24 protein-coding genes and 1 pseudogene are annotated in these 23,572 nt (G+C 67.7%); 11 read left to right on the forward strand and 14 right to left on the reverse strand.

Going from position 1 to position 23,572, the window contains the following annotated elements; genetic code table 11:
* The first annotated feature begins 18 nt into the window (after positions 1-18).
* The 3 genes from AC5P7A_RS13890 (at position 19) to AC5P7A_RS13900 (ending at position 2,104) form a co-directional block, all read left to right on the forward strand.
* Entirely contained in the window at positions 19-651 is a 633-nt protein-coding gene (locus AC5P7A_RS13890; RefSeq protein WP_495220214.1) for a 2-hydroxychromene-2-carboxylate isomerase, read from the forward strand.
* Between the two features lie 95 nt (positions 652-746).
* Complete coding sequence (locus AC5P7A_RS13895; RefSeq protein ID WP_032956590.1) at positions 747-1,688, forward strand: DegV family protein; 942 nt, start codon at positions 747-749, stop codon at positions 1,686-1,688.
* 77 nt (positions 1,689-1,765) lie between these two features.
* A complete protein-coding gene (locus AC5P7A_RS13900) occupies positions 1,766-2,104 on the forward strand; it encodes a hypothetical protein (protein WP_005410998.1) in 339 nt (112 codons plus the stop codon).
* Positions 2,105-2,277: 173 nt separating this feature from the next.
* On the opposite strand, the gene AC5P7A_RS13905 is transcribed toward AC5P7A_RS13900, so the two are convergent.
* The 4 genes from AC5P7A_RS13905 to AC5P7A_RS13920 form a co-directional block, all read right to left on the reverse strand.
* Positions 2,278-3,690: an efflux transporter outer membrane subunit gene (locus tag AC5P7A_RS13905; protein WP_495220215.1), complete on the reverse strand. Its 1,413-nt coding sequence runs from the start codon at positions 3,688-3,690 to the stop codon at positions 2,278-2,280.
* On the reverse strand, positions 3,687-4,769 hold the full coding sequence (locus tag AC5P7A_RS13910) for an HlyD family secretion protein (protein WP_346601676.1): 1,083 nt from the start codon (positions 4,767-4,769) through the stop codon (positions 3,687-3,689). The genes AC5P7A_RS13905 and AC5P7A_RS13910 overlap by 4 nt, the downstream gene beginning before the upstream one ends.
* Positions 4,770-4,789: 20 nt before the next feature.
* Entirely contained in the window at positions 4,790-6,319 is a 1,530-nt protein-coding gene (locus AC5P7A_RS13915) for an MFS transporter (RefSeq protein ID WP_495220216.1), read from the reverse strand.
* Between the two features lie 153 nt (positions 6,320-6,472).
* Entirely contained in the window at positions 6,473-7,390 is a 918-nt protein-coding gene (locus AC5P7A_RS13920; protein WP_014648381.1) for a LysR family transcriptional regulator, read from the reverse strand.
* Positions 7,391-7,531: 141 nt separating this feature from the next.
* Here AC5P7A_RS13920 and AC5P7A_RS13925 point away from each other — a divergent pair, with 141 nt between their 5' ends.
* Both AC5P7A_RS13925 and AC5P7A_RS13930 read left to right on the forward strand, forming a co-directional pair.
* On the forward strand, positions 7,532-7,978 hold the full coding sequence (locus AC5P7A_RS13925) for a universal stress protein (RefSeq protein WP_046432504.1): 447 nt from the start codon (positions 7,532-7,534) through the stop codon (positions 7,976-7,978).
* Between the two features lie 5 nt (positions 7,979-7,983).
* Positions 7,984-8,453: pseudogene (locus AC5P7A_RS13930) on the forward strand (hypothetical protein).
* A gap of 39 nt (positions 8,454-8,492) precedes the next feature.
* Here the strand turns inward: AC5P7A_RS13930 and AC5P7A_RS13935 are convergent.
* From AC5P7A_RS13935 to AC5P7A_RS13960, 6 genes are all read right to left on the reverse strand, one after another.
* Positions 8,493-9,938 carry a GGDEF domain-containing protein gene (locus tag AC5P7A_RS13935; RefSeq protein WP_049408786.1) on the reverse strand — a complete coding sequence of 482 codons (1,446 nt, stop codon included), beginning with the start codon at positions 9,936-9,938 and terminating at the stop codon, positions 8,493-8,495.
* Between the two features lie 159 nt (positions 9,939-10,097).
* Complete coding sequence (gene fghA / locus AC5P7A_RS13940) at positions 10,098-10,928, reverse strand: S-formylglutathione hydrolase (protein ID WP_262088137.1); 831 nt, start codon at positions 10,926-10,928, stop codon at positions 10,098-10,100.
* Positions 10,929-10,991: 63 nt separating this feature from the next.
* On the reverse strand, positions 10,992-11,348 hold the full coding sequence (locus AC5P7A_RS13945) for a YqcC family protein (RefSeq protein WP_053496250.1): 357 nt from the start codon (positions 11,346-11,348) through the stop codon (positions 10,992-10,994).
* A gap of 8 nt (positions 11,349-11,356) precedes the next feature.
* On the reverse strand, positions 11,357-12,466 hold the full coding sequence (locus AC5P7A_RS13950) for an S-(hydroxymethyl)glutathione dehydrogenase/class III alcohol dehydrogenase (protein WP_053496254.1): 1,110 nt from the start codon (positions 12,464-12,466) through the stop codon (positions 11,357-11,359).
* A 58-nt stretch (positions 12,467-12,524) separates the two neighbouring features.
* Positions 12,525-12,800, reverse strand: a complete 276-nt coding sequence (gene frmR, locus AC5P7A_RS13955; RefSeq protein WP_005411009.1) for a formaldehyde-responsive transcriptional repressor FrmR — start codon at positions 12,798-12,800, stop codon at positions 12,525-12,527.
* Positions 12,801-12,870: 70 nt separating this feature from the next.
* A complete protein-coding gene (locus AC5P7A_RS13960) occupies positions 12,871-13,776 on the reverse strand; it encodes a LysR family transcriptional regulator (RefSeq protein WP_495220217.1) in 906 nt (301 codons plus the stop codon).
* A gap of 129 nt (positions 13,777-13,905) precedes the next feature.
* Between AC5P7A_RS13960 and AC5P7A_RS13965 the strand changes: the two genes are divergently transcribed.
* Positions 13,906-15,009, forward strand: coding sequence for an alkene reductase (locus tag AC5P7A_RS13965; protein ID WP_495220218.1), 1,104 nt, complete (start codon positions 13,906-13,908; stop codon positions 15,007-15,009).
* Positions 15,010-15,110: 101 nt separating this feature from the next.
* On the opposite strand, the gene AC5P7A_RS13970 is transcribed toward AC5P7A_RS13965, so the two are convergent.
* Positions 15,111-15,788, reverse strand: a complete 678-nt coding sequence (locus AC5P7A_RS13970) for an SMI1/KNR4 family protein (RefSeq protein ID WP_317222417.1) — start codon at positions 15,786-15,788, stop codon at positions 15,111-15,113.
* A gap of 114 nt (positions 15,789-15,902) precedes the next feature.
* On the opposite strand from AC5P7A_RS13970, the gene AC5P7A_RS13975 reads away from it, so the two are divergent.
* Positions 15,903-16,319, forward strand: a complete 417-nt coding sequence (locus AC5P7A_RS13975) for a VOC family protein (protein WP_495220219.1) — start codon at positions 15,903-15,905, stop codon at positions 16,317-16,319.
* Positions 16,320-16,331: 12 nt separating this feature from the next.
* Here the strand turns inward: AC5P7A_RS13975 and AC5P7A_RS13980 are convergent, their stop codons facing one another.
* Positions 16,332-17,027 carry a DAPG hydrolase family protein gene (locus AC5P7A_RS13980; RefSeq protein WP_032960687.1) on the reverse strand — a complete coding sequence of 232 codons (696 nt, stop codon included), beginning with the start codon at positions 17,025-17,027 and terminating at the stop codon, positions 16,332-16,334.
* 75 nt (positions 17,028-17,102) lie between these two features.
* On the opposite strand from AC5P7A_RS13980, the gene AC5P7A_RS13985 reads away from it, so the two are divergent.
* A complete protein-coding gene (locus AC5P7A_RS13985) occupies positions 17,103-17,765 on the forward strand; it encodes a TetR/AcrR family transcriptional regulator (RefSeq protein WP_032960688.1) in 663 nt (220 codons plus the stop codon).
* 152 nt (positions 17,766-17,917) lie between these two features.
* On the opposite strand, the gene AC5P7A_RS13990 is transcribed toward AC5P7A_RS13985, so the two are convergent.
* On the reverse strand, positions 17,918-18,802 hold the full coding sequence (locus AC5P7A_RS13990; protein WP_014648394.1) for a LysR family transcriptional regulator: 885 nt from the start codon (positions 18,800-18,802) through the stop codon (positions 17,918-17,920).
* A 107-nt stretch (positions 18,803-18,909) separates the two neighbouring features.
* Here AC5P7A_RS13990 and AC5P7A_RS13995 point away from each other — a divergent pair, with 107 nt between their 5' ends.
* Positions 18,910-19,968, forward strand: a complete 1,059-nt coding sequence (locus tag AC5P7A_RS13995; protein ID WP_329768578.1) for an NAD(P)-dependent alcohol dehydrogenase — start codon at positions 18,910-18,912, stop codon at positions 19,966-19,968.
* A 122-nt stretch (positions 19,969-20,090) separates the two neighbouring features.
* Here AC5P7A_RS13995 and AC5P7A_RS14000 read toward each other — a convergent pair whose 3' ends face one another.
* Complete coding sequence (locus AC5P7A_RS14000) at positions 20,091-21,455, reverse strand: glutamate--cysteine ligase (protein ID WP_014648396.1); 1,365 nt, start codon at positions 21,453-21,455, stop codon at positions 20,091-20,093.
* A gap of 152 nt (positions 21,456-21,607) precedes the next feature.
* Here AC5P7A_RS14000 and AC5P7A_RS14005 point away from each other — a divergent pair, with 152 nt between their 5' ends.
* Complete coding sequence (locus AC5P7A_RS14005) at positions 21,608-22,312, forward strand: VIT1/CCC1 transporter family protein (protein WP_014648397.1); 705 nt, start codon at positions 21,608-21,610, stop codon at positions 22,310-22,312.
* Positions 22,309-23,133: a helix-turn-helix transcriptional regulator gene (locus tag AC5P7A_RS14010; RefSeq protein ID WP_069117884.1), complete on the forward strand. Its 825-nt coding sequence runs from the start codon at positions 22,309-22,311 to the stop codon at positions 23,131-23,133. Before AC5P7A_RS14005 ends, AC5P7A_RS14010 begins: the two co-directional genes overlap by 4 nt.
* Positions 23,134-23,572 lie beyond the last annotated feature (439 nt).

The raw sequence follows: 23,572 nt of genomic DNA on the forward strand, positions 1-23,572 counted from the left end.
GCATTGAAGGACACCACCATGGCCACCCTGCGCTGGTATTTCGACTTCGTTTCGCCGTACTCCTACCTGCATTGGCAGAAGCTGAAGCAGCTGCCCGAGTTCCCGCGGATCCAGCCGGTGCCGATCGCCTTTGGTGCCGTGCTGCATCACCTGGGCAACCTCGGGCCGGCCGAGATTCCGGCCAAGCGCCGCTTCATCTACCGCCAGCTGCTGTGGACCGCGCAGGCCGAAGGCACACCGCTGCGGTTCCCGCCGGGCCACCCGTTCAATCCGCTGTCTGCCCTGCGCCTGTGCCTGGCCGCGGGTGGCAGCGCACAGGCGGTGGACGTGCTGTTCGACTGGATCTGGCGCGACGGGAATGCCGCCGACAGCGCCGAGGCCCTGCCCGAACCAGCCGCGCGGCTGGGGATCGAGGATGTCGCCAGCGCCATCGCGACTCCCGCGGTCAAGGAGCAGCTGCGGAGGAACACCGAGGCCGCCATTGCAACCGGCGTGTTCGGCGTGCCGACCCTGGCCATCGATGGCGAACTGTTCTGGGGCAACGACGCCCACCCACTGATGGCGGCGGTGCTGGCCGACCCGGATCTGCTGCGGCAGCCCGAATGGCAGCGCCTGGCCGAGCTTCCGGTGGCCGTGCAGCGCAGTCGCTGAACAGGGCGTGCCGCGTTTCCCTCGCGCGCCACGCCAGAATTTGAGATAGATTTCACATTTCCGAACCTACAACCGCCCTGGAGGGGGAGCCGCGGATGCGCATCGGAATCGTCGTCGACTCGGCCTGCGACCTGCCGCAGGACTTCATTGCCGAGCACAACATCGTGCTGCTGCCGATCACCGTACGGATCGGCGAAGCCGTGCTGGCCGATCATCGCGATGAGCAGGCCACCCTGAGCTTCCTGCACGCGCATGTGGCCGAACATGGCGCTGAAGCGGAAACCATCCCCTTCAGCGTCAACCAGATCCGCGACCTGTTCCTGCAGCAGCTGGTGATCGATTACGACCACGTGTTCTGCATGACCATCACCAAGACCCGCAGCCCGATCCACGACAACGCGCTGCAGGCCAGCTTCGCCATCCTCAACGATTACAAGCCGGTGCGGCAGGCAGCGGGCTACAACTCGCCGTTCGCGCTGCGCGTACTTGATACCCAGAACCTGTTCGCCGCGCAGGCCGTGACCGCGGTGGAGGCTGTCCGCCTGCGTGACAGTGGCGCCAGCGTGCAGCAGATCCGCGAACGGCTGGAAGAACTGGCCGGCAACGTGCACGGCTACATGATCACCCGCGACCTGTACTACATGCGCGCACGCGCGCGGCACAAGGGCGACCGCAGTGTCGGCCTGCTCAGCGCGGCACTGGGCAGTGCACTGGACATCAAGCCGGTGCTGCACGGCTACCGTGGCGAGACCGGGCCAGTGGCCAAGATCAAGGGCTTCGACAGCGCCGTGCAGAAGCTGTTCGCGGTGGTCGGCCAGCGCGTGCGTGCCGGGCTGATGACGCCGACGGTGTGCGTCAGCTACGGCGGCGAACTGGACGAGCTGCGCAGCCTGCCCGGCTATGCACAGATGAAAGAGGTCTGCGCCGGCCATGGCGTGACCGTGTACGAATCGGTGATGAGCCTGACCGGCATGGTCAACGTCGGCAAGGGCGCGGTCACCGTGGGATTTGCCGATGGGCCGCATCGGTTCGAATGAGCGCTGGCCACGGCAGGAATCTGCACATCGATTCCACCCCGACTGTGCCAGCCTTGCCGCACTTCAAGGAGAACTCCATGCCTGCGCAGTACCACATCAGCCTGCCCGATCCGTCCAAGGCCCGCGGCAACGACCCTGACCTGTCCTTCCATTCCCAGGGCGCCGCCGGTTTCGCCGAAGAGCTGCAGGATGCCCTGCGCAGCGGCACGCTGTTCGAACGCTGGAAGGCCAAGCAGCCCGACCCGGATGCGGTGGAACCGCAGTGGGGCGTGACCGACCCGGAGGCCACCGTGACCGGCGAGCAGAAGGACCTGCGCATCAACCTGGTCGCCACCACCCGCATCGACAGTGACGTGTTCAAGCAGCGCCTGCGCCTGCTGGCCGGCAGCCACTGGGAACTGCGCGACGTGCGTTGAGGCACCCGCCCGCCGGGCATGGCCCGGCGCTACCGTGCCCGTGTCGTGATCGACCCGGTGCCGATGACCATGCTCTGGTAGACGCCACCCTTGGTTGGCGCTCCAAAAAAGCTGCCAACCAAGGTTGGCAACTACCGACGAACCGCCGGGCATGGCCCGGCGTTTCCCTATCGCTACCAGCCACCGCCCAGCGCGCGGTACAGCTCCACCCGCGCGATCGCGGCGGCGGCCTGGCTGTTGGCCAGCGCGGCCTGGTTGTCCTGCGCGATGCGCTGGGTGGTCAGCACGTCCAGCATGTCGACCACGCCGGCCTGGTACTGCCGGCGCGCCCCCCCCAGTGCCGTCTCGCTCTCATCCACCGCCACGTGCAGCTGCACCGTGCGCTGCTGCGCGGCACTGTAGCCATCCATGGCGTCGTCCACCTCATGCCAGGCCTGCAACACGGTACGGCGGAACTGCAGGGCCGACTGTTGCTGCTGCAGCCTGCTCAGCGCGAGGTTCGCCTTCAGCCGCCCGCCCTGGAAGATCGGCAGGCTGATCGACGGCCCGATGCTGAAACGGTGCGCGTTCCAGCCATCCAGGTCATCCAGCTGCTTGGCCTGGAAGCCTGCGTCACCATTCAAGGTGATGCGCGGCAGGAAACTGGCCTTGGCCACGCCGATGCCGGCCGTTGCCGCATGCAGTGCCGCCTCGGCACGACGGATGTCCGGGCGACGCTCGGCCAGTTCACTCGGCAGACCCACCGCCACCGCTGGCAACGCCGGCCAGTCACGGCGTGCATCCTGCAGCTGCGCGTCCAGTGCCTGCGGCGGCTGTGCCAGCAGGAACGCCAGCGCATTGCGCAGCTGCGATTCGCGATGCCGCAGCGGCGCGATGCGCGCCTGCAGCGAAGCCACCTGCGCGGCCGCGCTGGACACCTGCAGCGTGCTGGCCACGCCCTGCTTCTGGCGCGCCTCGGTCAGCCGTTTGATGTCATGCGCGATGCTGAGGTTGTCCTCGGTGATCGCCAGCAGCTGCCGCGTCGCACGCAGCTGCAGGTAATCACGCGCGGTTTCCGCCAGCAGCGCGATGCGCACGGCGTGTGCATCCTCCTCGGCCATCTGCACGCGCGCGTCGGCCGCTTCCACCTGGCGCCGCACGCGGCCCCACAGGTCCAGTTCCCAGCCCAGGCCGATACCGGCCTGGAACAGCCCGTAGTCATCACGGCCGCCGTTGCCGGACGGATCATTCAGGCCCACTTCGCTGTTGCGTGCACGCACGCCACTGGCGCTCGCGCTGACGCTGGGCAGGTGATCGGCGGCGCTGATGCCGCGCGCGGTGCGGCTCTGCTGCACGCGGTTGGCGGCCAGCTGCAGGTCCAGGTTGGCCGCCAGCACCTGGTGGGCCAGCTGCCCCAGCAGCGGATCGTCGAAGCCGGCCCACCAGGCGGCGTCCTGATCGATGGCGTTGCCGGCGACAGCCCCACCCTGCCAGTGGCCGGGCAGTTCCGCCTGCGGGCGTACGAAGTCCGGGCCCATCGCGCAGGCAGCCAGGGCCGTGCACAGGGTGGCCGCAACTAAGGTGCGGAAAACGGTAATGGCGCTCATGCGCCCTCCCCGCGCTTGTGGCCCGGTCCGTGCTGCATGCTCTGCGCACGCGCGCGGCTGCCCAGGTCAACGCTGGCTTCCACCGACATGCCGGCACGCAGCTGGTCCAGCAGCGGCTGGCCCGGCTCCAGCACGATCTTCACCGGAATGCGCTGCACCACCTTGGTGAAGTTGCCGGTGGCGTTCTCTGGTGCGACTGCAGCAAAGGTGACGCCGGTGGCTGGTGCAATGCTGTCGATGTGCCCGCGCAGCGGCGTGCCCGGGAATACGTCCACCTTCAGTTCGACCTGCTGGCCGGCCTGCATGCGGGTCATCTGTGTTTCCTGGAAGTTGGCGACCACGAAGGCGCGCTTCAGCGGGACCACCGCAGCCACCGGCGTACCCGGGGTCAGGTAGGCACCGACGCGCACTGCGCGGCGACCGACCATGCCATCGATCGGCGCGCGCAGCACGGTGTGCGACAGATCCAGTTCGGCGCGTGCCTGTGCCGCTTCTGCACGTTGCACCGCCGCCTGTGCAGCCTGCACGCCCGCGCTGAGGATGTCGGTGCGCTGGCGTGCGGTCGACAGTGCGGCCTGGCCCTGCTGCAGATGCGCACTGGCCACGGCCTGCTTCGACTGCGCCTGCTGCGCGTTCTGCACGGTACCGGCGCCATCACGGGCCAGTTCGCGGTAACGCTGCTGGTCGGCACTGGCCAGGGTCAGTTCGGAACGGCTGACATCGACGCTGGCCCTGGCCTGCGCGATCAGCGAGTCCTGCTGGGCCAGTGCGGCCTGCGCATTGGCCAGCTGCGCACGGGCATTGGCAAGGTCGGCACGCGCAGCCTGCAGTGCCACCTGGTAGTCGCGGTCGTCGATGCGGGCAAGCACGTCACCGGCCTTCACCGACTGGTTGTCCTCTACGTCCACGGCACTGACGAAGCCGGCAATCTTCGGCGCTACCAGGGTGTAGTCGGCCACCACGTACGCATTGTTGGTGGTCTGGTGACCGCCATCGCGCAGCAGCAGCCACGCGCCGATGGCCAGGGCCAGCACGCCCAGGCCCAGGCCGGTGTTGAGAGGGGTTCGATTGATCGTCATGAGGGGTTCCTGCGAAAGGTTCAGGCCACGGCGCGTGGCGGATGGATGCGGGTGGGCATCCAGGCAATGAGGGGAATGAAGGCCAGCGCCACCAGTGCGACCACCCAGTACAGGTCGGCCGAAGTCAGCGCCTGTACCTGTGCATGCAGGCGCGCGCCCAGCTGCGGGCCATCGGCCAGCCACGGTTGCTCGCCAAGGCGGTCGACCAGCACGGTGGAATGGAAATGACGGCGGCCTTGGGCGATGGCATCCAGTACGCCACCGGCGAACACCGCAGCGAAGCCCTTGACCGTGTTGAACCAGGCCGAGGCAAACGGGCCATCCTGTGGCGCCAGGCCGCCGGTGGCCAGCATCAGCAGCGGCAGCACCGCCATCGGCTGGGCAAACACCTGCAGCAGCTGCACCCCCAGGAAGTTGTCGCGGATCCAGGCCACGTCCAGGTGCGAGCCCAGCCAGCAGGCCAGTGCCAGCATCGCCAGGCCGGTGGCCTGCACCCAGCGGCAGTCCACCGCGCGGATGTTCAACAGGGCCGCCACCAGCGGCAGCGCGATCACCTGTGGCAGTGCCACCCACAGCAGCATCGGTGCGGTCTGCAGCGGCCGGTAGCCCTGCACGCTGGCCAGGAAGCCGGACGGGATCGAGATCACCGCCAGCAGCACGAACAGCACGCCACCCAGCGTGACCAGCGAGTAGCTGAGATTGCGATTGGCCAACAACTGCAGCTTGAAGAACGGCAGCGGGTGGAACCATTCGTTGATCATGAACAGCACCATCAGGCCGGCACCGCCACCGATCATCAGCGTGATCATCGGCGAATCTAACCAGTTCAGCCGCGGGCCCTGCACCAGGCCCAGCACCAGCAGCACCAGCGCCGGCAGGCCGAGCAGCAGCCCAACGCCATCGAACTGGGCGAAGCGTTCCAGCCGCAGCGGGTCCTGTGGCAGGCCCCAGCCGACCATCGCCATGGCGGCCAGGCAGTACGGCACGATCTGCCAGAACGCCCAGTGCCAGCCCACCTGCTCGACCCAGAACGCGGCCAGCGGCGTGCCCATGCTCGGGCCGAACGTCGCCGTCAACGCGTAGCCGGCCAGGCCGTACAGCTTGATGCCAGGCGGCAGGAAGCGCAGCGCCACGCTCATCAGCAACGGCGGCAGTGCACCGCCGCACAGGCCCTGCAATGCACGCAGCAGCAGGAACACCTGCAGGTTCGGGGCGAGCGGGCACAGCACGCTCAGCACCATGAAGCCACCGATCATCGCCAATGCGAAGCGGCGCAGCGAGAAGGTGGCGGCACACCACGGCGCGAAGGCCATCGCGCTGACCGACATCGCGCTGTAGAGGGCGACGATCCAGCTGCCGTCGTCGACGCTGAAACCCATCGCGCCACGGATGTCGGCCAGCGCGACCTTGGTGATGTTCTCGTTGAAGCCGGACACCAGCACCGCCAGCAGCACGCCACACAGGCCGACCAGAATGCGGCGATCGAGCCCGGGGGCGGCGGCAGGACGGGGCGCTGCGGCGGCCGGGACAGCGGCGGCCGGCGCACTCATCGCCAGGCGCCGATCCGTGCAGTGCACGGCATGTTGAGGGTCATTGGAATGCGCTCAGTGAAACTCCGGGGAGCGCAGTCTAGGGAGCCGGTACCCTGTGAAAAATGGCGTCGCCGGCATCCCAGGCGTGCGTCCAGCGCACGCCTGCGGGTCTCAGCGGTGGGCGTCCTCGACGCGCTCGCACATGGTCTTGATCGAACGGCGAAGCCACTGGTGCGCGGCATCGTTGTCCAGCCGCGGATGCCAGGCCTGCACGATGGCCGCGGTACGCACCGGGATCGGCAGCGGGAACAGGCGCAGCGGCAGGCGCATGCTGACGATCCGCTCCAGCATCACGCTTGGCATCTGCGGCAGGATCAGGTCTGATTCGGCCGCCGCGAAGATCGCACCGTGGAAGGTCGGGCTGATCAGCGCCACGCGGCGCTGCAGGCCGAGCGTGGCCAGGTCATCATCGATCGGCCCACGCGGCAGGCCACGGCGCGACACCGCGATGTGGTCACACGCGGCAAAGCGCTCTGCACTGATCTCCTCGTCGAACAGTGGGTGGTCCTCGCGCGCGGCGCCCATGAACGAGGTACTGAACAGGTTCTGCACCTTGGTATCGGGCGCATGCTTGCCGGCGGTGCTGATGTACAGGTCGATCCGGCCCTGCGCCATCGCATCATCGTCGGTATCGCCCTCGGGTACGAAGCGCAGCACCGCGCGCGGTGCCTGCTGGCGGAAGATCTCGCGCAGGCGACCGCCAAATCCACCGATGAAGACATCATTGGCGCGCACGCTGAAGGTTCGCTCGAGCACGCGCATGTCCACTTCACGACCGGCGTTGAAGACGCGGTGGGCCTGCTCGATCACATCGCGGACCTGCTCGCGCAGCTGCAGCGCGCGGGGCGTGGGCGCCAGACCGCGGCCGGCACGCACCAGCACCGGGTCACCCAGCGCAGTGCGGATCCGGCCCAGGGTGCGGCTCATCGCCGGCGCGCTCAGGTTCATCCGGCGCGCGGCGGCGGCCACGCTGCATTCGTCAATCAGCACGTCCAGTGCCAGCAACAGGTTCAGGTCCGGCAGGGGCATGACAGTCTCCAGTAAATCAGATGACTCTACGGCACTTGCGACCACCGTGGATTGCGTTCGACGCATTCATTGACTGCCGCGCACGGCATGGGTGCGCGCGGTGACATCGGCGACCATCCCCGTCCCGCCAAGGAGACATCCATGTTCACTACCCTGCTGGTCGCCCTGGATGGTGGCCCCCAGCACGCACGCGTGCTGGACCTGGCCGCCGCCATCGCCGGCCCCCACAGCCGCCTGCACCTGCTGTGCGTGCTCGACCCCGAATTCGCGCTGGCGGCCGATGCCAGCGAAGCCGATCGCACCGAGTATCCGGAAGCCGCCCGCCAGCGCTCCCGCGCCGAGGCAGTATTGGCCGAAGCTCTGGCCGAACTGCGCGAGCGCGGCGTCGATGCCATCGCGCAGATCCCCTCCGGCGATCCCGGCGAAGTGATCAGCGAGCAGGCCCGGCGCCTGGAGTGCGACCTGATCGTGATCGGCCATCGCCACCTGTCCCGGCTGGAACGCCTGTTCGAGCCCTCGATCGGGCAATGGACCATCGACCACGCGCCCTGTCCGGTGCTGGTGGAAACCCGCGACCCACAGCCCTAGCCACCATGGCCTCCCGTTCCCCGTTGTTTCCCCCCGGGTCAACTACCGCGCCTTCGGTCGACAGTTCGGCCGGGGCGAACAGGCGCTGCTGGGCGCGATACGCCAGCTGCGCGACCCCGATCTGCAGGCCGATGGCCTTGCCCAGCTGAGCGGACTCGGGCTTGGCCGGGAGGGCTGCGACGCCTTCATCGGCCTGCTGCCGCTGCTGGCCGCGCCGGCGGCACCGATCGACCTGTTGCCCGCCGGCTCCCCCTTCATTGCCGCCAGCGAACTGGACCTGCTGGTCTGCCTGCTGCGCATCGCACAATGGCGGCATGCGCGGCCCCGCGAAGACGACACGCTGGCACCGTTGCGCCGGCAACTGGCACGCTGTGCGATGGCCGTGCAGGCGGCAAACCTGCCGTTGCGGCAGCGCTCGTTGTCACCGGTCGGGCTGAGGCTGCTCGATCCGACCGGCTGGTTGCGGCAGCGATAAGCCGTCACGCCCCCCGTGTGATCGCATGCAGAGAGCTGCTCAACAGTCCATCGTTCCGTGCGTGCTGCCCTCGTCATCCAGCACGTGCGCATGCAGGATCACCTGGTTGCGGCCAGCCCGCTTGGCGGCATACAGGCCGGCATCGGCGTCTGCCAGCAACTGATCGGCACTGGCCAGAGCCGGCGGATGCAGGTAACCCACGCCGATGCTGATACTGACCGATCCTTCCGGCAACGGCAGCGCTTCCACCGCCTGGCGCAGGCGCTCGGCCAGCGCCAGAACGCCCGACAGCGCGCTTCCGGGCACGATCACCGCAAATTCCTCGCCGCCATAACGTGCGACGCTGTCACCGGCGCGACCGGCGCTCGCCTTCAGTACCGCTGCCACGGCCTGCAGGCAGCGGTCGCCGGCGGGATGGCCGTGGCGGTCGTTGAAGGCCTTGAAATGATCGATATCCAACAGCAGCAGGCCCAGCTCGGTGCCACTGCGCCGTGCGCGATTCCACTCGGCCAGCAGCAGCGCGTCGAACTCGCGCCGGTTGGCCACGCCTGTCAGGCCATCCTGGCGCGCCAGCTGGTCCAGCGAGGCCTGCCGTTCCATCAGGTCCACCTGCAGCAGGATGCTGCGCAGGCCGAACCCCAGCGTCGCCACCACGAAACCGCTCACGGCCAGGGGCCGGGCATGGTCGACCACCAGGGTGCCCACCACCAGCAGCAGCAGCGGCAGGATCATCGGGCCCGCCGCCTGCACCGTGCGCGCCATCCGCGGATGCGGCGTCAGGACCCGCGCCGGTGCCTGGCTGAGTGCGAGCAGCGCCAGCAGCAGGAACGGCAGATCGATCAGCAGATCGGCATAGGCACCGAACGCATCACCGGAGGTGTAGTGGTTGATGTAATACGCCACCAACAGGTAGGTCGCCGCATACATCGCCAGCGCGCGGAAAAAGGTACGCCGCTCGGGAACGTCGCCGGCCAGCCAGCGCACCACCGCGAACACGGCGATGCACAGGTTCTGGATATCGAACATGCGTTGCATGTTGGACAACGCGTGGTCGTCGATGTCAACGCGGGCGGCGAACGACTGCGCGTGCACAAAGAACAGCACGCCCAGCAGCGCCGCCATGGCCGCATCGATCAGGCTGATGCTGACCCGTTCCCGGCGCGCCCTGGCCAGGATGAACACCAGGGGCACACCGTAGAGCACGTAAAGGAACAGGCTTGCGCGCGGGGTGAAATCGGCACGCCCGGCGCCCAGGGCGTCGATCATGTTGAACGCCATGCCGCCGGCCCACAGCAGCAGCGCCAATGCCGTGGCGCGCCACCCCAGTGCCGCGCGGTCGCGGCGGGCCCGCCACAGGCAGGCGGCCGCCGCCAGCAACGGGGCACCGGTCAGGAAAACGAAGGAGCCTACCCCGGCCGGACCAGGCCACAAGGCCAGCACCAGGCCATGGCACAGCACATACAGCAGCGCCAGCACTACCGGCATGCATCCCCCGATCCGCAAGGCCGTCTACGCGCACGATAGCGCGGGGCGACGCCACGAGGGTGTGATCCATCGCTGAAAAAGGGGACGGAGGGGATTAAGTCGTTTGCGGCACAGCGGCAAATGCGACTTAATCCCCTCCGTCCCCTTTTTTCCGGGGGCTCAGCCCTGCAGGGCGCGGGCGTGGTGGGCGATGTGCTCGCCGATGAAGCTGCCAATGAAGTAGTAGCTGTGGTCGTAGCCGGGCTGCAGGCGCAGGGTCAGCGGATGGCCGGCAGCGGCGCAGGCCTCCTGCAGGCGCTGCGGCTGCAGCTGGGTCTGCAGGAACTCGTCCGCCTCGCCCTGGTCGACCAGCAACGGCAGGCGCTCGCTGGCCGCGGCAATCAATGCGCAGGCGTCCCATTGCGCCCAGTCGGCCGGGTTGTCGCCAAGGTAGGCGTGGAAGGCCTTCTGCCCCCACGGAACATGGCTGGGCGCGACGATCGGCGAGAACGCCGACACGCTGCGGTAGCGCCCCGGATTGCGCAGCGCGATCACCAGCGCACCGTGGCCGCCCATCGAGTGCCCGCTGATGGCGCGTGCGCCGGTCGCCGGGAACTCCGCTTCGATCAGCGCCGGCAACTCCTGCACTACATAGTCATGCATGCGGAAGTGCTTCGCCCACGGTGCACGGGTGGCGTTGAGGTAGAACCCTGCGCCCTTGCCCAGGTCGTAGCCTTCGGCATCGGCCACGTCATCACCGCGCGGGCTGGTATCAGGCGCGACAATGATCACGCCGTGTTCGGCCGCATAGCGCTGCGCGCCCGCCTTGGTGATGAAATTCTGCTCGGTGCAGGTCAGCCCGCTCAGCCAGTACAGCACCGGCAGCGTCTGCGTTTCCGCCTGCGGCGGCAGGTACACGGCGAACTGCATGTCGCAGCCCAGCGTGGTCGAATGATGGCGGTAGACGTCCTGCCAGCCGCCAAAACAGGCGCGGTGTTCAATGCGTTCCATGGTGCTCTCCTGCGCGGCGCGTCAGCGCACGCGTGCTTCTGGTAGATGCCGACCTTGGTCGGCTTATCCACGCCCGGCGTGGACGCCTTGGTTGATCAGTTCATCCAGCTGTGCCAGCAGGCGCAGCAACGATTCGACGCCAGGCTGGCCGTCCAGGTTGCGATACGCCGCGACCGCCACGTCGCTGCGCGGTGGCCACAGGCCGTCGGCGCGGGCTTCGTGCAGGCGCGGCAGGAATACCTGTGCCAGCCAGTGCTCGAACGGCATTTCATCAATGCCGAAGGGCGAGTCCACCACGCGCGGTGGACCCACGTCGCCCTCGACCCAGCCCAGCGCGCGCAGCGCCTGCTCGATCGGGTCGACCAGGGCCGCGCGTGGATCCTCCGCACGCGGCCTGCGCAGGGCGTCGAACCAGCCCACGCCGCGGCTCAGTAGTGGACCACCGAACGGATCGACTTGCCTTCATGCATCAGGTCGAAGGCGTCGTTGATCTTGTCCAGGTCCATGGTGTGGGTGACGAACGGGGCCAGTTCGATATCGCCCTTCATCGCATCCTCGACCATGCCCGGCAGCTGGCTGCGGCCCTTCACGCCACCGAAGGCGGTGCCCATCCACTTGCGGCCGGTCACCAGCTGGAACGGACGGGTGGAGATCTCCTGGCCCGAACCGGCCACGCCGATCACCACGCTCTGGCCCCAGCCACGGTGCGCGCATTCCAGCGCCGCGCGCATCACGTTGACGTTGCCGATGCACTCGAAGCTGTGGTCCACGCCCCAGGTGGTCATTTCAACGATGACCTGCTGGATCGGCTTATCGAAGTCCTTCGGGTTGATGCAGTCGGTGGCGCCGAATTCGCGCGCCAGTTCGAACTTGGACGGATTGGTGTCCACCGCGATGATGCGGCCGGCCTTGGCCTGGCGCGCGCCCTGGATCACCGCCAGGCCGATGCCGCCGAGGCCGAACACCGCAACGCTGTCGCCCTCCTGCACCTTGGCGGTGTTGTGCACCGCGCCGATGCCGGTGGTGACACCGCAACCGAGCAGGCAGACGTGCTCCGGGTTCGCTTCCGGGTTGATCCTGGCCAGCGACACTTCGGCCACCACGGTGTATTCGCTGAAGGTCGAGCAACCCATGTAGTGGTACAGCGGCTCACCGTTGTAGCTGAAGCGGCTGGTGCCATCGGGCATCACGCCCTTGCCCTGGGTCGCGCGCACGGCCACGCACAGGTTGGTCTTGCCGCTCTTGCAGAACAGGCACTCGCCGCACTCGGCGGTGTACAGCGGAATCACGTGGTCGCCCGGCTTGACGCTGGTCACGCCCTCGCCCACTTCAACCACGATGCCGGCGCCTTCATGGCCCAGCACCACCGGGAACAGGCCTTCCGGATCATCGCCGGACAGCGTGAACGCATCGGTGTGGCAGACACCGGTGTGGGTGATCTTCACCAGCACTTCGCCCTTCTTCGGCGGGGCGACGTCGATCTCGACGATCTGCAGCGGCTGGCCGGGACCAAAGGCGACGGCGGCACGGGACTTCATGGTGGACTCTCCAGAGACAGGCAATGACAGGATGGGCGGCGCCATGTTGCGCCGTCGTTTATTTCAGGTACGAACGGATCAACGCGCTCATGTCGCGCACGCGTTCGGCGCGTTGTTCGTCGGAGGCGGCGGGTTGCCCGAACTCCTCGCGCAGATGGGCCTCCATCACCTCGGACATCAGGCCGTTGACCGCGCCACGGATGGCGGCGATCTGCTGCAGCACCGGCCCGCAGTCGGCGCCAGCTTCCAGCGCGCGGTCCAGCGCATCGCACTGGCCACGGATGCGGCGCACGCGGGCCAGGACCTTCTTCTTCTCTTCGGGGGAGTGCGGCATGATCAGGCCACCTCGAAACTATACTGGGGGATAGTATACACGGGCAACCATCCCGCTCAATCGTGCCGTTTCAATCGAACAAGCCCTCATCCGCCAGCCGCGCCAGCTCATCCACCACATAGCGCACCTTCGGCCGCAGGTGCCGGGTCGGTGGCCACAGCGCATGGATGTCGATATGCCGTTGCATGTGCGCATCCAGCACCGAGTGCAGCGCGCCGGATTCCAGATGTCGGCGTACCAGTGAAATGGGCATCTGGCAGATGCCCAGTCCTGCGATGGCCGCATCGATCACTGCGTCACCATCGTTGAGCTGGTAGGCCGCGTTCGGGATGAACGTTCCCTCGGCGTCATCACTGCCAATCCGCCACGCCACCGGTTGCCCATGGCGGAAGCCGACGATGCTGCGATGCTGCGCCAGTTCCTCCACGGTCGCTGGCACGCCATGCGCCTGCAGGTACTCCGGCGATGCGCAGGTGACCAGGCGCTGGCGACCCAGCCGGCGCGCGACCAGGTGCTCGGCCTGGTGCAACCCGCCGAAGCGGATCAGCAGGTCGATGCCCTCTTCGACCGGATCGACGAAGTGATCGGTGAAGGTCATCGTCAGTTGCAGGTCCGGGTACTGCCGGCACAGGCGCAGCAGCACGGGCAGCACCACCAGCCGCCCGAACGAGGACGGCATGTCGATGCGCAGCCGTCCGCTGGGCAGGCCGGCCGACCCCAGGCAGGCTTCGGCGGCGGAGATTTCTTCCAGCGCCGCCGCACACGATGCGTAGTACGCCTCGCCATCGGTGGTCAGCGCGATGCGCCGCGTGGTGCGGTGGAACAGGCGCACGCCCAGCCGCGCTTCCAGCCGGGCGATGGCCTTGCCCACTGCCGAGCGCGAGATGCCCAGCGCGTCGGCAGCCTCGGTGAAGCTGCCTGAGCGGGCCGTGGTAACGAAGGTCACCAGGCCATTCAACGATTCCAGCGGCAGCATCTATCACGCTCCATTGGGGACAAATAGTCCCGCGCCCAGGGAGATCGAAGCGCTTTATGCGTCCGCATGTCAACTCCATCCTGTGTGCATCGCGCCGCTGGCGCCTTCCCCCACACCGAGATGACCGACATGATCGCCGCCCTGTTCCGCCCCTTCGATCTGGCAGGCACCGCCCTGCGCAACCGCATCGCGATGGCCCCGATGACCCGCGCCCGCAACCCCGGTGCGGTCGCCAACGAACTCACCGCGCAGTACTACCGGCAGCGCGCCAGCGCCGGCCTGATCATCAGTGAAGGCACCCCGGTCTCGCCGCAGGGCCAGGGCTACATCGACGTCCCGGGTATCTGGTCGGCCGAGCAGGTGGCCGGGTGGAAGCTCGTCACCGAGGCGGTGCATGCCGCACAGGGCACGATCTTCGCCCAGCTCTGGCACGTCGGCCGCATGTCGCATTCCTCGCTGCAGCCCGACGGTGGGCAGCCGGTCAGCGCCGGTACCCGCCCGGTGGCCAGCGCACCGAAGAACACCTCGTTCGTGTACCTGGAGGATGGCAGCCGCGGCCACGCCGATCCCACCCCGGCACGTGCACTGGAGACCGCAGAGATCCCCGGCACCGTCGACGACTTCGTGCGCGGCGCAGAGAACGCCATCGCCGCCGGCTTCGACGGCATCGAACTGCATGCCGCCAACGGCTACCTGTTCGAACAGTTCCTCAACCCGGTCATCAACCAGCGCGAAGATCACTACGGCGGCTCGCTGCCCAACCGCGCGCGCTTGATCCTGGACACCGTCGATGCGATGGCCCAGCGCATCGGTGCGCAGCGCATCGGCGTGCGCCTGGCACCGAACAATCTCACCTTCGACATGCCGTTCTACCCCGACAACGAGGCCACCTATCTGTACCTGGCCGAGGAACTGGGCAAGCGCGGCCTGGCCTATGTGCATCTCAACGACAACCAGCAGGCGGGCCAGTCGGTGCTGGGCGAGGCCTTCCTGCAGCAGTTCAAGCAGGCCTACGGTGGCACCGTGATCCTGGCCGGCGGCATGACCCGCGAACGCGCCCTGCAGCTGGTCGAGGCCGGCACCATCGACCTTGCCGCGTTCGGCCAGCCGTTCATCGCCAACCCGGATCTGGTCGAACGCCTGCAGCGCAACATCGCGTTGGCCACGCCCGACCGCAGCACCTATTACGGGGGCGGCGAGGCGGGCTATCTCGATTACCCGGCCGCAGGCTGATCCCGCACGGGGTCGGATCCCTTTCCAACGGAAAGGGCTCTGACCCCTGCTCGGCGAACAAGGAGTCAGAGCCACGCTGCGCGCGGATCCGACCCCGGCCTTCAGGCGTCCTCGCGCACGTAGGCGAACGACTCGTCCAGCCGCTCGAAGCCGATCACTTCAGCGACGATGGCCTGTGCCTCGTCTTCGCTGAAGTTCCCTTCTTCAATATCGTCAACGCGGGCGAACAGCCGCTGCAATGCCGCGTACTGGTCGCCGCGCAGGAAGGAATGGTGAGTCTGCAGCCAGCGCTGCAGATTCCCGGCCAGCTCGCCGCGCGACAGCAGCGTGTACGGCCGCTGGTAGTCGGCAACCGCTTCGACCATCTTGCGGAACACGAAATCCTGGTAGCTGGCGGCCAGCACATCGGCACGGTCGTCGTCATGCCACACCATCACCACCGGCGGTTCGCTGAAACCGGGCGCGTTGCTCCAGAAACAGTAGCTGTCACCCGCGCCGGTCCGCGCAAAGGGCAGCAACTGCAGGTCAGTGCGCAGGGGATTGTAATGATCCTCTGCGGTCAGCTCCTGCCACGCCTCGAGCAGTTCATCGTCCTCCAACGGCTCATAGTCCTGGGCGTACAGCAGCACCGGCGGTTCTGCCTGCAGCGCCGGGAATACCACCTCGGACCATTCCGGATGGGGAGCACCCCAGCTCAACCGACCCGCTGCATGCAACTGCTTGAACAGGGGCGGGAAGGTCTGGCCCGTGGCCTGTTCGATGCCGGATAGCGCGCTCATGGATGTCCTTGTCGATGGAGACCGCCCAGCTTGCCCGAATCCGCGCAGGAGATGAACCGGCGGCACCACGCGGCAGGACTAGACTGCGACCACCGGATGCCGCCCATCGCTGCCATGAACGCCACAGCCCACAGCTTCATCGTCAACCTCGACGTGCCCGACCTGGCCGCCGCCGCAGACTTCTACATCCGGGCCTTCGGCCTGCGCATCGGCCGCCGTCTCGGCCCGGGCGCCGTGGAGCTGCTCGGTGGGCCAACGCCGCTCTACCTGCTGCACAACGAGGCCGGCAGCGCCGCCACCGAAGACGGCGACTTGCGCGACTACGAGCGCCATTGGACGCCGCTGCACCTGGATTGGGTGGTGGATGACATCGAAGCCGCGCTGGCACGTGCAGTTGCAGCCGGGGCGACACTCGAGCAGTCCGTGCGCGAGCATCGCTGGGGGCACATCGCCGTGCTGGCCGATCCCTTCGGCCACGGCTTCTGCCTGATCCAGTTCAGTGGCGAGGGCTACGACGCGCTGGTTGAATGACCGTTGCACCGTTCACCACGGCAACGGCACCGCTTCGCCGTTGGCGCGCTCGCCGTAGTACAGCGAGGGCAGCAGGCGCGACAGGAAACTGAACTCCGTGTAGCAATGCTTGAGCAGGCCCAGGCCGACCGCGTCGCCGGCATCGCGACGCGGATCGGCGCTATCCAGGCCGAGCACGAAGCGGCTGCGCAGCACGCAGCCAAACGGCGTATCGCGCGCCACATGCAGCATCTGCCCATCGCAGGGATCGCCCTGTACATCCAGACGCACGTGATCACCGAAGCCGATGCGCGCGGCGATCACCGCCGATACATGGCCTGCATCCTGTGCCGCCTGCAGGCGTTCGGGCACCAGCAAGGTGCGCGGGTCATGGAACTTCAGGCGCGCCGCCACCGGCGGAATGTCAGCGAGCGATTCCACCGCATGGATGCTGGCGCCGTGGTAGCTGCGCCCGCGCTGCCAGGCCTCGTCCCAGCCGCGATGCTCGACATGATCGACCGGATGCCACCAGCGGATGTGCTGGGTGGTCTCGAAGAAGGTGAACCACCAGTCCAGCATGCGGCCCTTGCAGCCGTGCAGATCGGTGCGCACCGCCACCAGCAGCGTGCCGTCTTCGCGGCGCTGGATGCCGGTTTCCAGATGCATCGGCGCCGGGTCCAGCAGATCGTGGTGGTCCAGCCAGGGGCGAGCGTTCACAGCGGTATCCATGGGAGTCTCCTACGGGTTGGGAGACCCGAAAATACGGAAACGCTTTACGTTTCGCAATTAACCGGATGCGGTAAGATGGGCGCAATGAACAGCACCACCCTGCCCGCGCCCACATCGCCGATCCGCCGCCGTGGCCGCCCTGCGCGACCGGAAGCCGAAGTCCGCCACGCGGTGCTGCAGGCCACGCTGGAGCTGCTGCTGGCACAGGGTTACGAGGCCACCACCATTGAAGCGGTGGCGGCGCACGCCGGGGTGGCGAAGAAGACCGTGTACCGCCATGCCAGCAACCGCGAGGAGCTGGTCGGGTTGGCGGTGCGTGAGTGGACCGACGGCTTCGCGCCACAGCTGCAGCGTGATGCGCGCAATGCCCAAGAGGTCGTGCCGTTGCTGCAGGACATCCTGCACGCGGTGTGCACGCAGGCGCTATCGGCGCAGGCGGTGCAGGTGTTCCGCCTGCTGGCCACCGATTTCCCCGGCAAGGACGCGCTGCTGCAGGCCTACCTCGACAACGGCATCGAACGCGGCCGTGCGCTGCTGGCCGACTGGCTGGCACGTCAGCAGCAGCGTGGACTGCTGCGCGAGGGAGATTCCGCATGCATGGCGCGGCTGATCCTGGCGATGGCCGTGGCCGAGCCGCTGCGCGAACGCGTGATCGGCGTGGTGGCCGAGGATGCGCCGGTGGAGATGCATCTGCGTGAGTGCGTGGCGTTGTTGGCGCCGGTGTTGCAAGGGCCGTAGCGTGGTGCCATCCACGCATGGCGTGGATCTACCGGCCGATGTCGATTCGTTGATCGGCAACGCCCTGCCCCGGCAGGTGCCGACCGTTGGTTGGCAATGGCCTGCCCCGGTGGGTGCCGACCGTTGGTCGGCACCACGTCATCCATCGCAACTCACTCGCGCAACATATCCACGAACGCACGCAACGCGCCCGGCATCTGCCGCTGCTTCGGGTAGTACAGCGCGAAGCCGGCAAACGGCTCGCTCCAGTCTTCCAGCACCGCCACCATCTGCCCCGATTCGATGTACGGCCTTGCCGTGTCTTCCAGCACGTACGCCAGGCCGATGCCATCCAGAACGGCGCGCACGATCGTGCCCTGCTCGCACAGGGTCAACCGCCCGGGCACGTCGATCTCCAGCGCCTGCCCATCGCGCTCGAACTGCCACTTGTACAGGTGCCCACTGGCGAAGCGGAAGCGGATGCATTCGTGCGCGGCCAGGTCGCGCGGATGCTGCGGTGCCGGCCGACGCCGCAGGTAGTCCGGCGAGCCGACGATCAGCCCGCGCAGCGGCGGCCCCATCGGCACCGCCACCATGTCCTCCGGCACGAACTCATGCAGGCGCACGCCGGCGTCATAGCCTTCGGCGACGATGTCGACCAGGCCGTCATTTTCGGTCAGCTCCACCCGCACGTCGGGATGGGCGTGCAGGAAGCGCGCCAGCCGCGGCCCCAGCTGGGTCGGCACCGCCGCGCGGGTGGCGTTGATGCGCAGCAGGCCGGCCGGGGCTGCGCGGAAGTGGTTCATCTCCTCCAGCGCGTCATGCACCTGCCCCAGGGCCGGCTGCAACCGCTCCAGCAGGCGCTGCCCGGCCTCGGTCAGGGCCACGCTGCGGGTGGTGCGATGGAACAGGCCCACCCCCAACCGTTCCTCCAGCGCGCGGATCGCGTAGCTCACCGCCGAGGTCGACAGCGCCAGCTCGGCGCCGGCACGGCGGAAGCTGCGGTGGCGGGCGACCGCGGCGAACGCGGCCAGGTGGGAGAGGTTGTCAGTGGCCACGATTGTGCAGTTTCACTTGATGAATCATGCCGATATCCGCGCTTCTTGCTGCTGGTTGCGGGGCGTATTGTAAAACGCCTTTCGATAAACCCTGCCAAGGATTCCCCATGTCCCTCGCCCGTGGTTACGCCGCCCATTCCCATACCGACCCGCTTGTCCCGTACGAGTTCGAACGCCGCGCGGTCGGCCCGGACGACGTGCGCATCGAGATCCTCTACAGCGGCATCTGCCATTCCGACCTGCACCAGGCCCGCGATGACTGGGGTGGCTCGATCTACCCGATGGTGCCGGGCCACGAGATCATCGGCCGGGTGACCGAAGTCGGCAGCAACGTCACCCGCTTCAAGGTCGGCGACCACGCCGGCGTCGGCTGCATGGTCGACTCGTGCCGCCACTGCGACGCCTGTGAGCACAATCTGGAGCAATATTGCGCCGAAGGCGCGACCTGGACCTACAACGGCCGTGAACGCGAAACCGGCGCGCCGACCTACGGCGGCTATTCCGACCACGTGGTGGTCGAGCAGCGCTTCGTGGTGAAGGTGTCCGACACCCTCGACCTGAAGGCGGCCGCCCCGCTGCTGTGCGCCGGCATCACCACCTGGTCGCCGCTACGCCACTGGAAGGTCGGCCCGGGGCAGAAGGTGGGCGTGATCGGTCTCGGTGGCCTTGGCCACATGGGCGTGAAGTTCGCCAAGGCACTGGGCGCGCACGTCGTGATGATCACCACCACGCCGGAAAAGGGTGCCGATGCCAAGCGCCTGGGCGCCGATGAGGTACTGGTCTCGCGCGATGCCGCGCAGATGAAGGCGCACGCCGGCAGCTTCGACTTCCTGCTCAACACCATCCCGGTCGGCCATGACACCAACCCGTACATGGGCCTACTCAAGCGCGAGGCCACCATGTGCCTGGTCGGCGTGCTGACCGAACTGGACCCGCCGCTGACCGGCGGCAGCGTGATCTTCGGCCGCAAGCACCTGACCGGCTCGGCAATCGGCGGCATGGCCGAAACCCAGGAAATGATGGACTTCTGTGCCGAGCACGGCATCGTCAGCGACGTCGAGATCATCGACATCAAGAACGTCAACGAAGCCTGGGAACGCATGGCGAAGAACGATGTGCGCTACCGCTTCGTGATCGACATGGCGACGATGCAGAACGCCGCCTGATCCAGGGCAGATGCGAAAAAGAAAAACCCCGGCAATGCCGGGGTTTTTCTTCTGGTAGTGCCGGCCGCTGGCCGGCAACCCCATACATCTGCCGGCCAGCGGCCGACACTACCGCAATCCACTCAGTACGCGAACTCGCGGAACACCGGATCGACGTCGCCGTGCCAGCGGCCATGGAACAGCGCCAGCTTGCGCTCGGCCGGGGTCAGGCCGGATTCGACGATCTCCTGCAGCACGTCCAGGAACTTGCTCTCGTCCTGGCCGTCGGCATTGCGCGCCGCACGGCGCCTGAGGCCTTCGACGGAAATCTTCACCGCTTCGCGGGCCAGGTCGCGCACCGTGCCATTGCGGAACGGCAGGTTCATCGCATGCTTCGGCACGCCGTCGCGCAGTGCATGGCGCTCGGCCAGGGTGAAATCGCGTACCAGGTCCCAGGCGGCATCCAGTGCGGTGTCGTCATACAACAGGCCCACCCAGAATGCCGGCAGCGCACACAGGCGGCTCCACGGGCCACCATCGGCACCGCGCATTTCCAGGTACTTCTTCAGGCGCACTTCCGGGAACGCGGTGGTCATGTGGTCCGACCAGTCGCGCAGCGTCGGCAGCGCACCCGGCAGCACCGGCAGCCTGGCCTGCATGAAATCGCGGAAGCTCTGCCCGCTGGCGTCGTGGTAGATGCCATCGCGGTAGGAGAAATACATCGGCACGTCGAGCAGGTAGTCGACATAGCGCTCGTAACCAAAACCATCCTCGAACACGAAGTCGAGCATGCCGGTGCGGTCGGCGTCGGTGTCGGTCCAGATGTGCGAGCGGTAGCTCAGGTAGCCGTTCGGCTTGCCTTCGGTGAACGGCGAATCGGCGAACAGCGCGGTGGCGATCGGCTGCAGCGCCAGCGACACGCGGAACTTCTTCACCATGTCCGCTTCGGTGGCGTAGTCCAGGTTCACCTGCACCGTGCAGGTGCGGGTCATCATGTCCAGGCCCAGCGAACCGACCTTGGGCATGTACGAGCGCATGATCTTGTAGCGCCCCTTCGGCATCCAGGGCATTTCATCGCGCTTCCACTTCGGCTGGAAGCCCATGCCGAGGAAACCCAGCTGCAGTTCGCCGGCCACCTGTGCCACTTCGTTGAGGTGGGTGCCGGTCTCCACGCAGGTCTGGTGGATGGTCTCCAGCGCCGCGCCGGACAGTTCCAGCTGTCCAGCCGGTTCCAGCGTCACCGAGGCACCGTCGCGCAGCAGCGCGATCGTGTTGCCGTTTTCCTGCACCGGCTCCCAGCCGAAGCGGACCAGGCCGTTGAGCAACGCTTCGATGCCGCGCTCGCCCTCGAAGGTCGGCGGGCGCAGGTCATCCAGGCGGAACCCGAACTTCTCGTGCTCGGTGCCGATGCGCCACTGCGCGCGGGGCTTCTCGCCGGAGGCGATCACCTCCACCAGCTGCGAGCGGTCGGTAATGGGGGTATCGGCGACGTGGCTGGGGCTCGACAAGGGGAAGGCTCGCTGGACGGTGGCGGGGGATGTGGGGCTCGCGGCCTTCCATCGCAAGGGCGCACTATAGCGTGGCACCCCGTTGCGTCATGCGACGGTGACGGGTTTCAGCATCCTACCGACGCCCTCTTGACCCTCGTACACTCGGCGTCATGAACCGTCATTCGCGACACCCCGAACTGCACCGCTCCGAGCGCGTCGGCTGGTTGCGTGCCGCCGTGCTGGGGGCCAACGATGGCATCGTCTCGGTGGCCGGCCTGGTGGTCGGCGTGGCGGCCAGCGGCGCCTCCGCCACCACTATCCTTGCCACCGGCGTGGCCGGCACCGTGGCCGGCGCGATGTCGATGGCCGCCGGCGAGTATGTGTCGGTGCAGACCCAGGCCGACACCGAAGCGGCCGACCTGGCAATGGAAAAGCGCGAGCTGCGCGAAGACCCGCACAGCGAACTGGAGGAGCTGGCCGCGATCTACCGCCACCGCGGCCTGGAGCCTGCATTGGCCCGGCAGGTGGCCGAACAGCTTACCGCCCACGATGCACTGGGTGCCCACGCCCGCGATGAGCTGGGCATCACTGACACCCTGCGCGCGCGCCCGCTGCAGGCGGCGCTGGCCTCCGCCGGTGCGTTCACCTGCGGTGCGGCGCTGCCGGTGCTGACCGCCCTGCTCGCGCCGACCGACAAGGTTGCGTTGATGACCACGGCCAGCACCCTGCTCGGCCTGTGCCTGACCGGCGCGGTGGCGGCCCAGGCCGGGGGCGCACCGCCTGTACGCGGCGCGGTCCGGGTGATGTTCTGGGGCGCGCTGGCGATGGCTGCGGCGGCCGGCGTCGGTCGCCTGTTCGGTGCCCAGGTGTCATGACCGGCATGCTGCCAGCGGCCACTGCGTTGCTGGCCGAGATGGCCAGCCTGGCCGGCTGCGGGCGCGCCGAGGGCTATGCCTGCATCACCGCACGCCGCGAGCATGGCGCCAGCTCGGTGGAGGTTCCGCAACCGCAGTTCGCGATCCTGCTGGAAGGCCGCAAGCAGGTACGTACCGCACACCAGTCGCTGACGTTCGTTCCCGGCGACATCCTGCTGCTGACCCAGCGGTGCCGCATCGACGTGGTCAACACCCCCGATCCCTGCAGCGGCCGCTACCTCAGTGCCATCGTGCCGCTCTGCACCGAAGTGCTGGCGGCGGCGCGTACGCTCTGGAATGAAGAGCTTCCCGCCCCCGGCCAGGCGATGGCGCGACTGCCGTTGATCGACCATGGCGCGGTGCTGCGCCAGTGGCGGCAATCGCTGCAGGACGGCCGTTACAGCGACGCGCGGCTGGCCCTGGCCTCGCTGGTGCTGACCCTGTGCCGACAGGGCCACGGCAACCTGCTGCTGCCGCAGGCGCCGAGCCTGGGCGAACAGATCCGCGACCGCATCGCCGCCGAACCAGCACGCGACTGGCAATCACGCGATGTGGAAGAACAGTTCGCGCTGAGCGGCGCGACCCTGCGCCGTCGCTTGGCGGCCGAGGACACCAGCCTGCGCCAGCTGCTCACCGAGGCCCGGCTGGCACATGGCATGCAGCTGCTCTACACCACCGACCTGCCGTTGAAGACCGTGGCCGCGCGCGCGGGCTACCGGTCTGCGGCCAGTTTCAGCAAGCGCTTCGCCGAGCAGTACGGGCTGGCTCCGACAGACATTTGAGGGCCCTGCAGCCGCTACGAGCCAGGGCAACGGCCGAAGCGACAGCAACAGCAACAGCGGCTATCCGTGGGAGGGCGGGGCGATGTGGGTGGGCAGGACACGCCGTAAACCCATCCATGGGGGCTCGATGGCGCCATCCATGGCGCCAACGGTCCTGCCCACCCACACCGCCCCACCTCTGACAGATCTTCGCGGCTGTTGGTAGGTGTCGACCTTGGTCGACACATCTGTCAGATATCGAATGAAGTTCGGGGTCAGATCCGTTTTCCTGCGGAAAACGGATCTGACCCCGCGAGCTGACAGATCGCGGAAAACTGTCGAAGGCGGGGTGGGTCCGGTTGCGGGAGTGTCCGCGGCATGGATGCCGCGGCCAAGCCCCCATGGGTGAGGGCGCTTTGCTTGCGAAGCACTGCTTCGCAAGCGCCCGAACGCACAGCCG

The organism is Stenotrophomonas sp. YJH_SMC_65, from assembly GCF_059369475.1.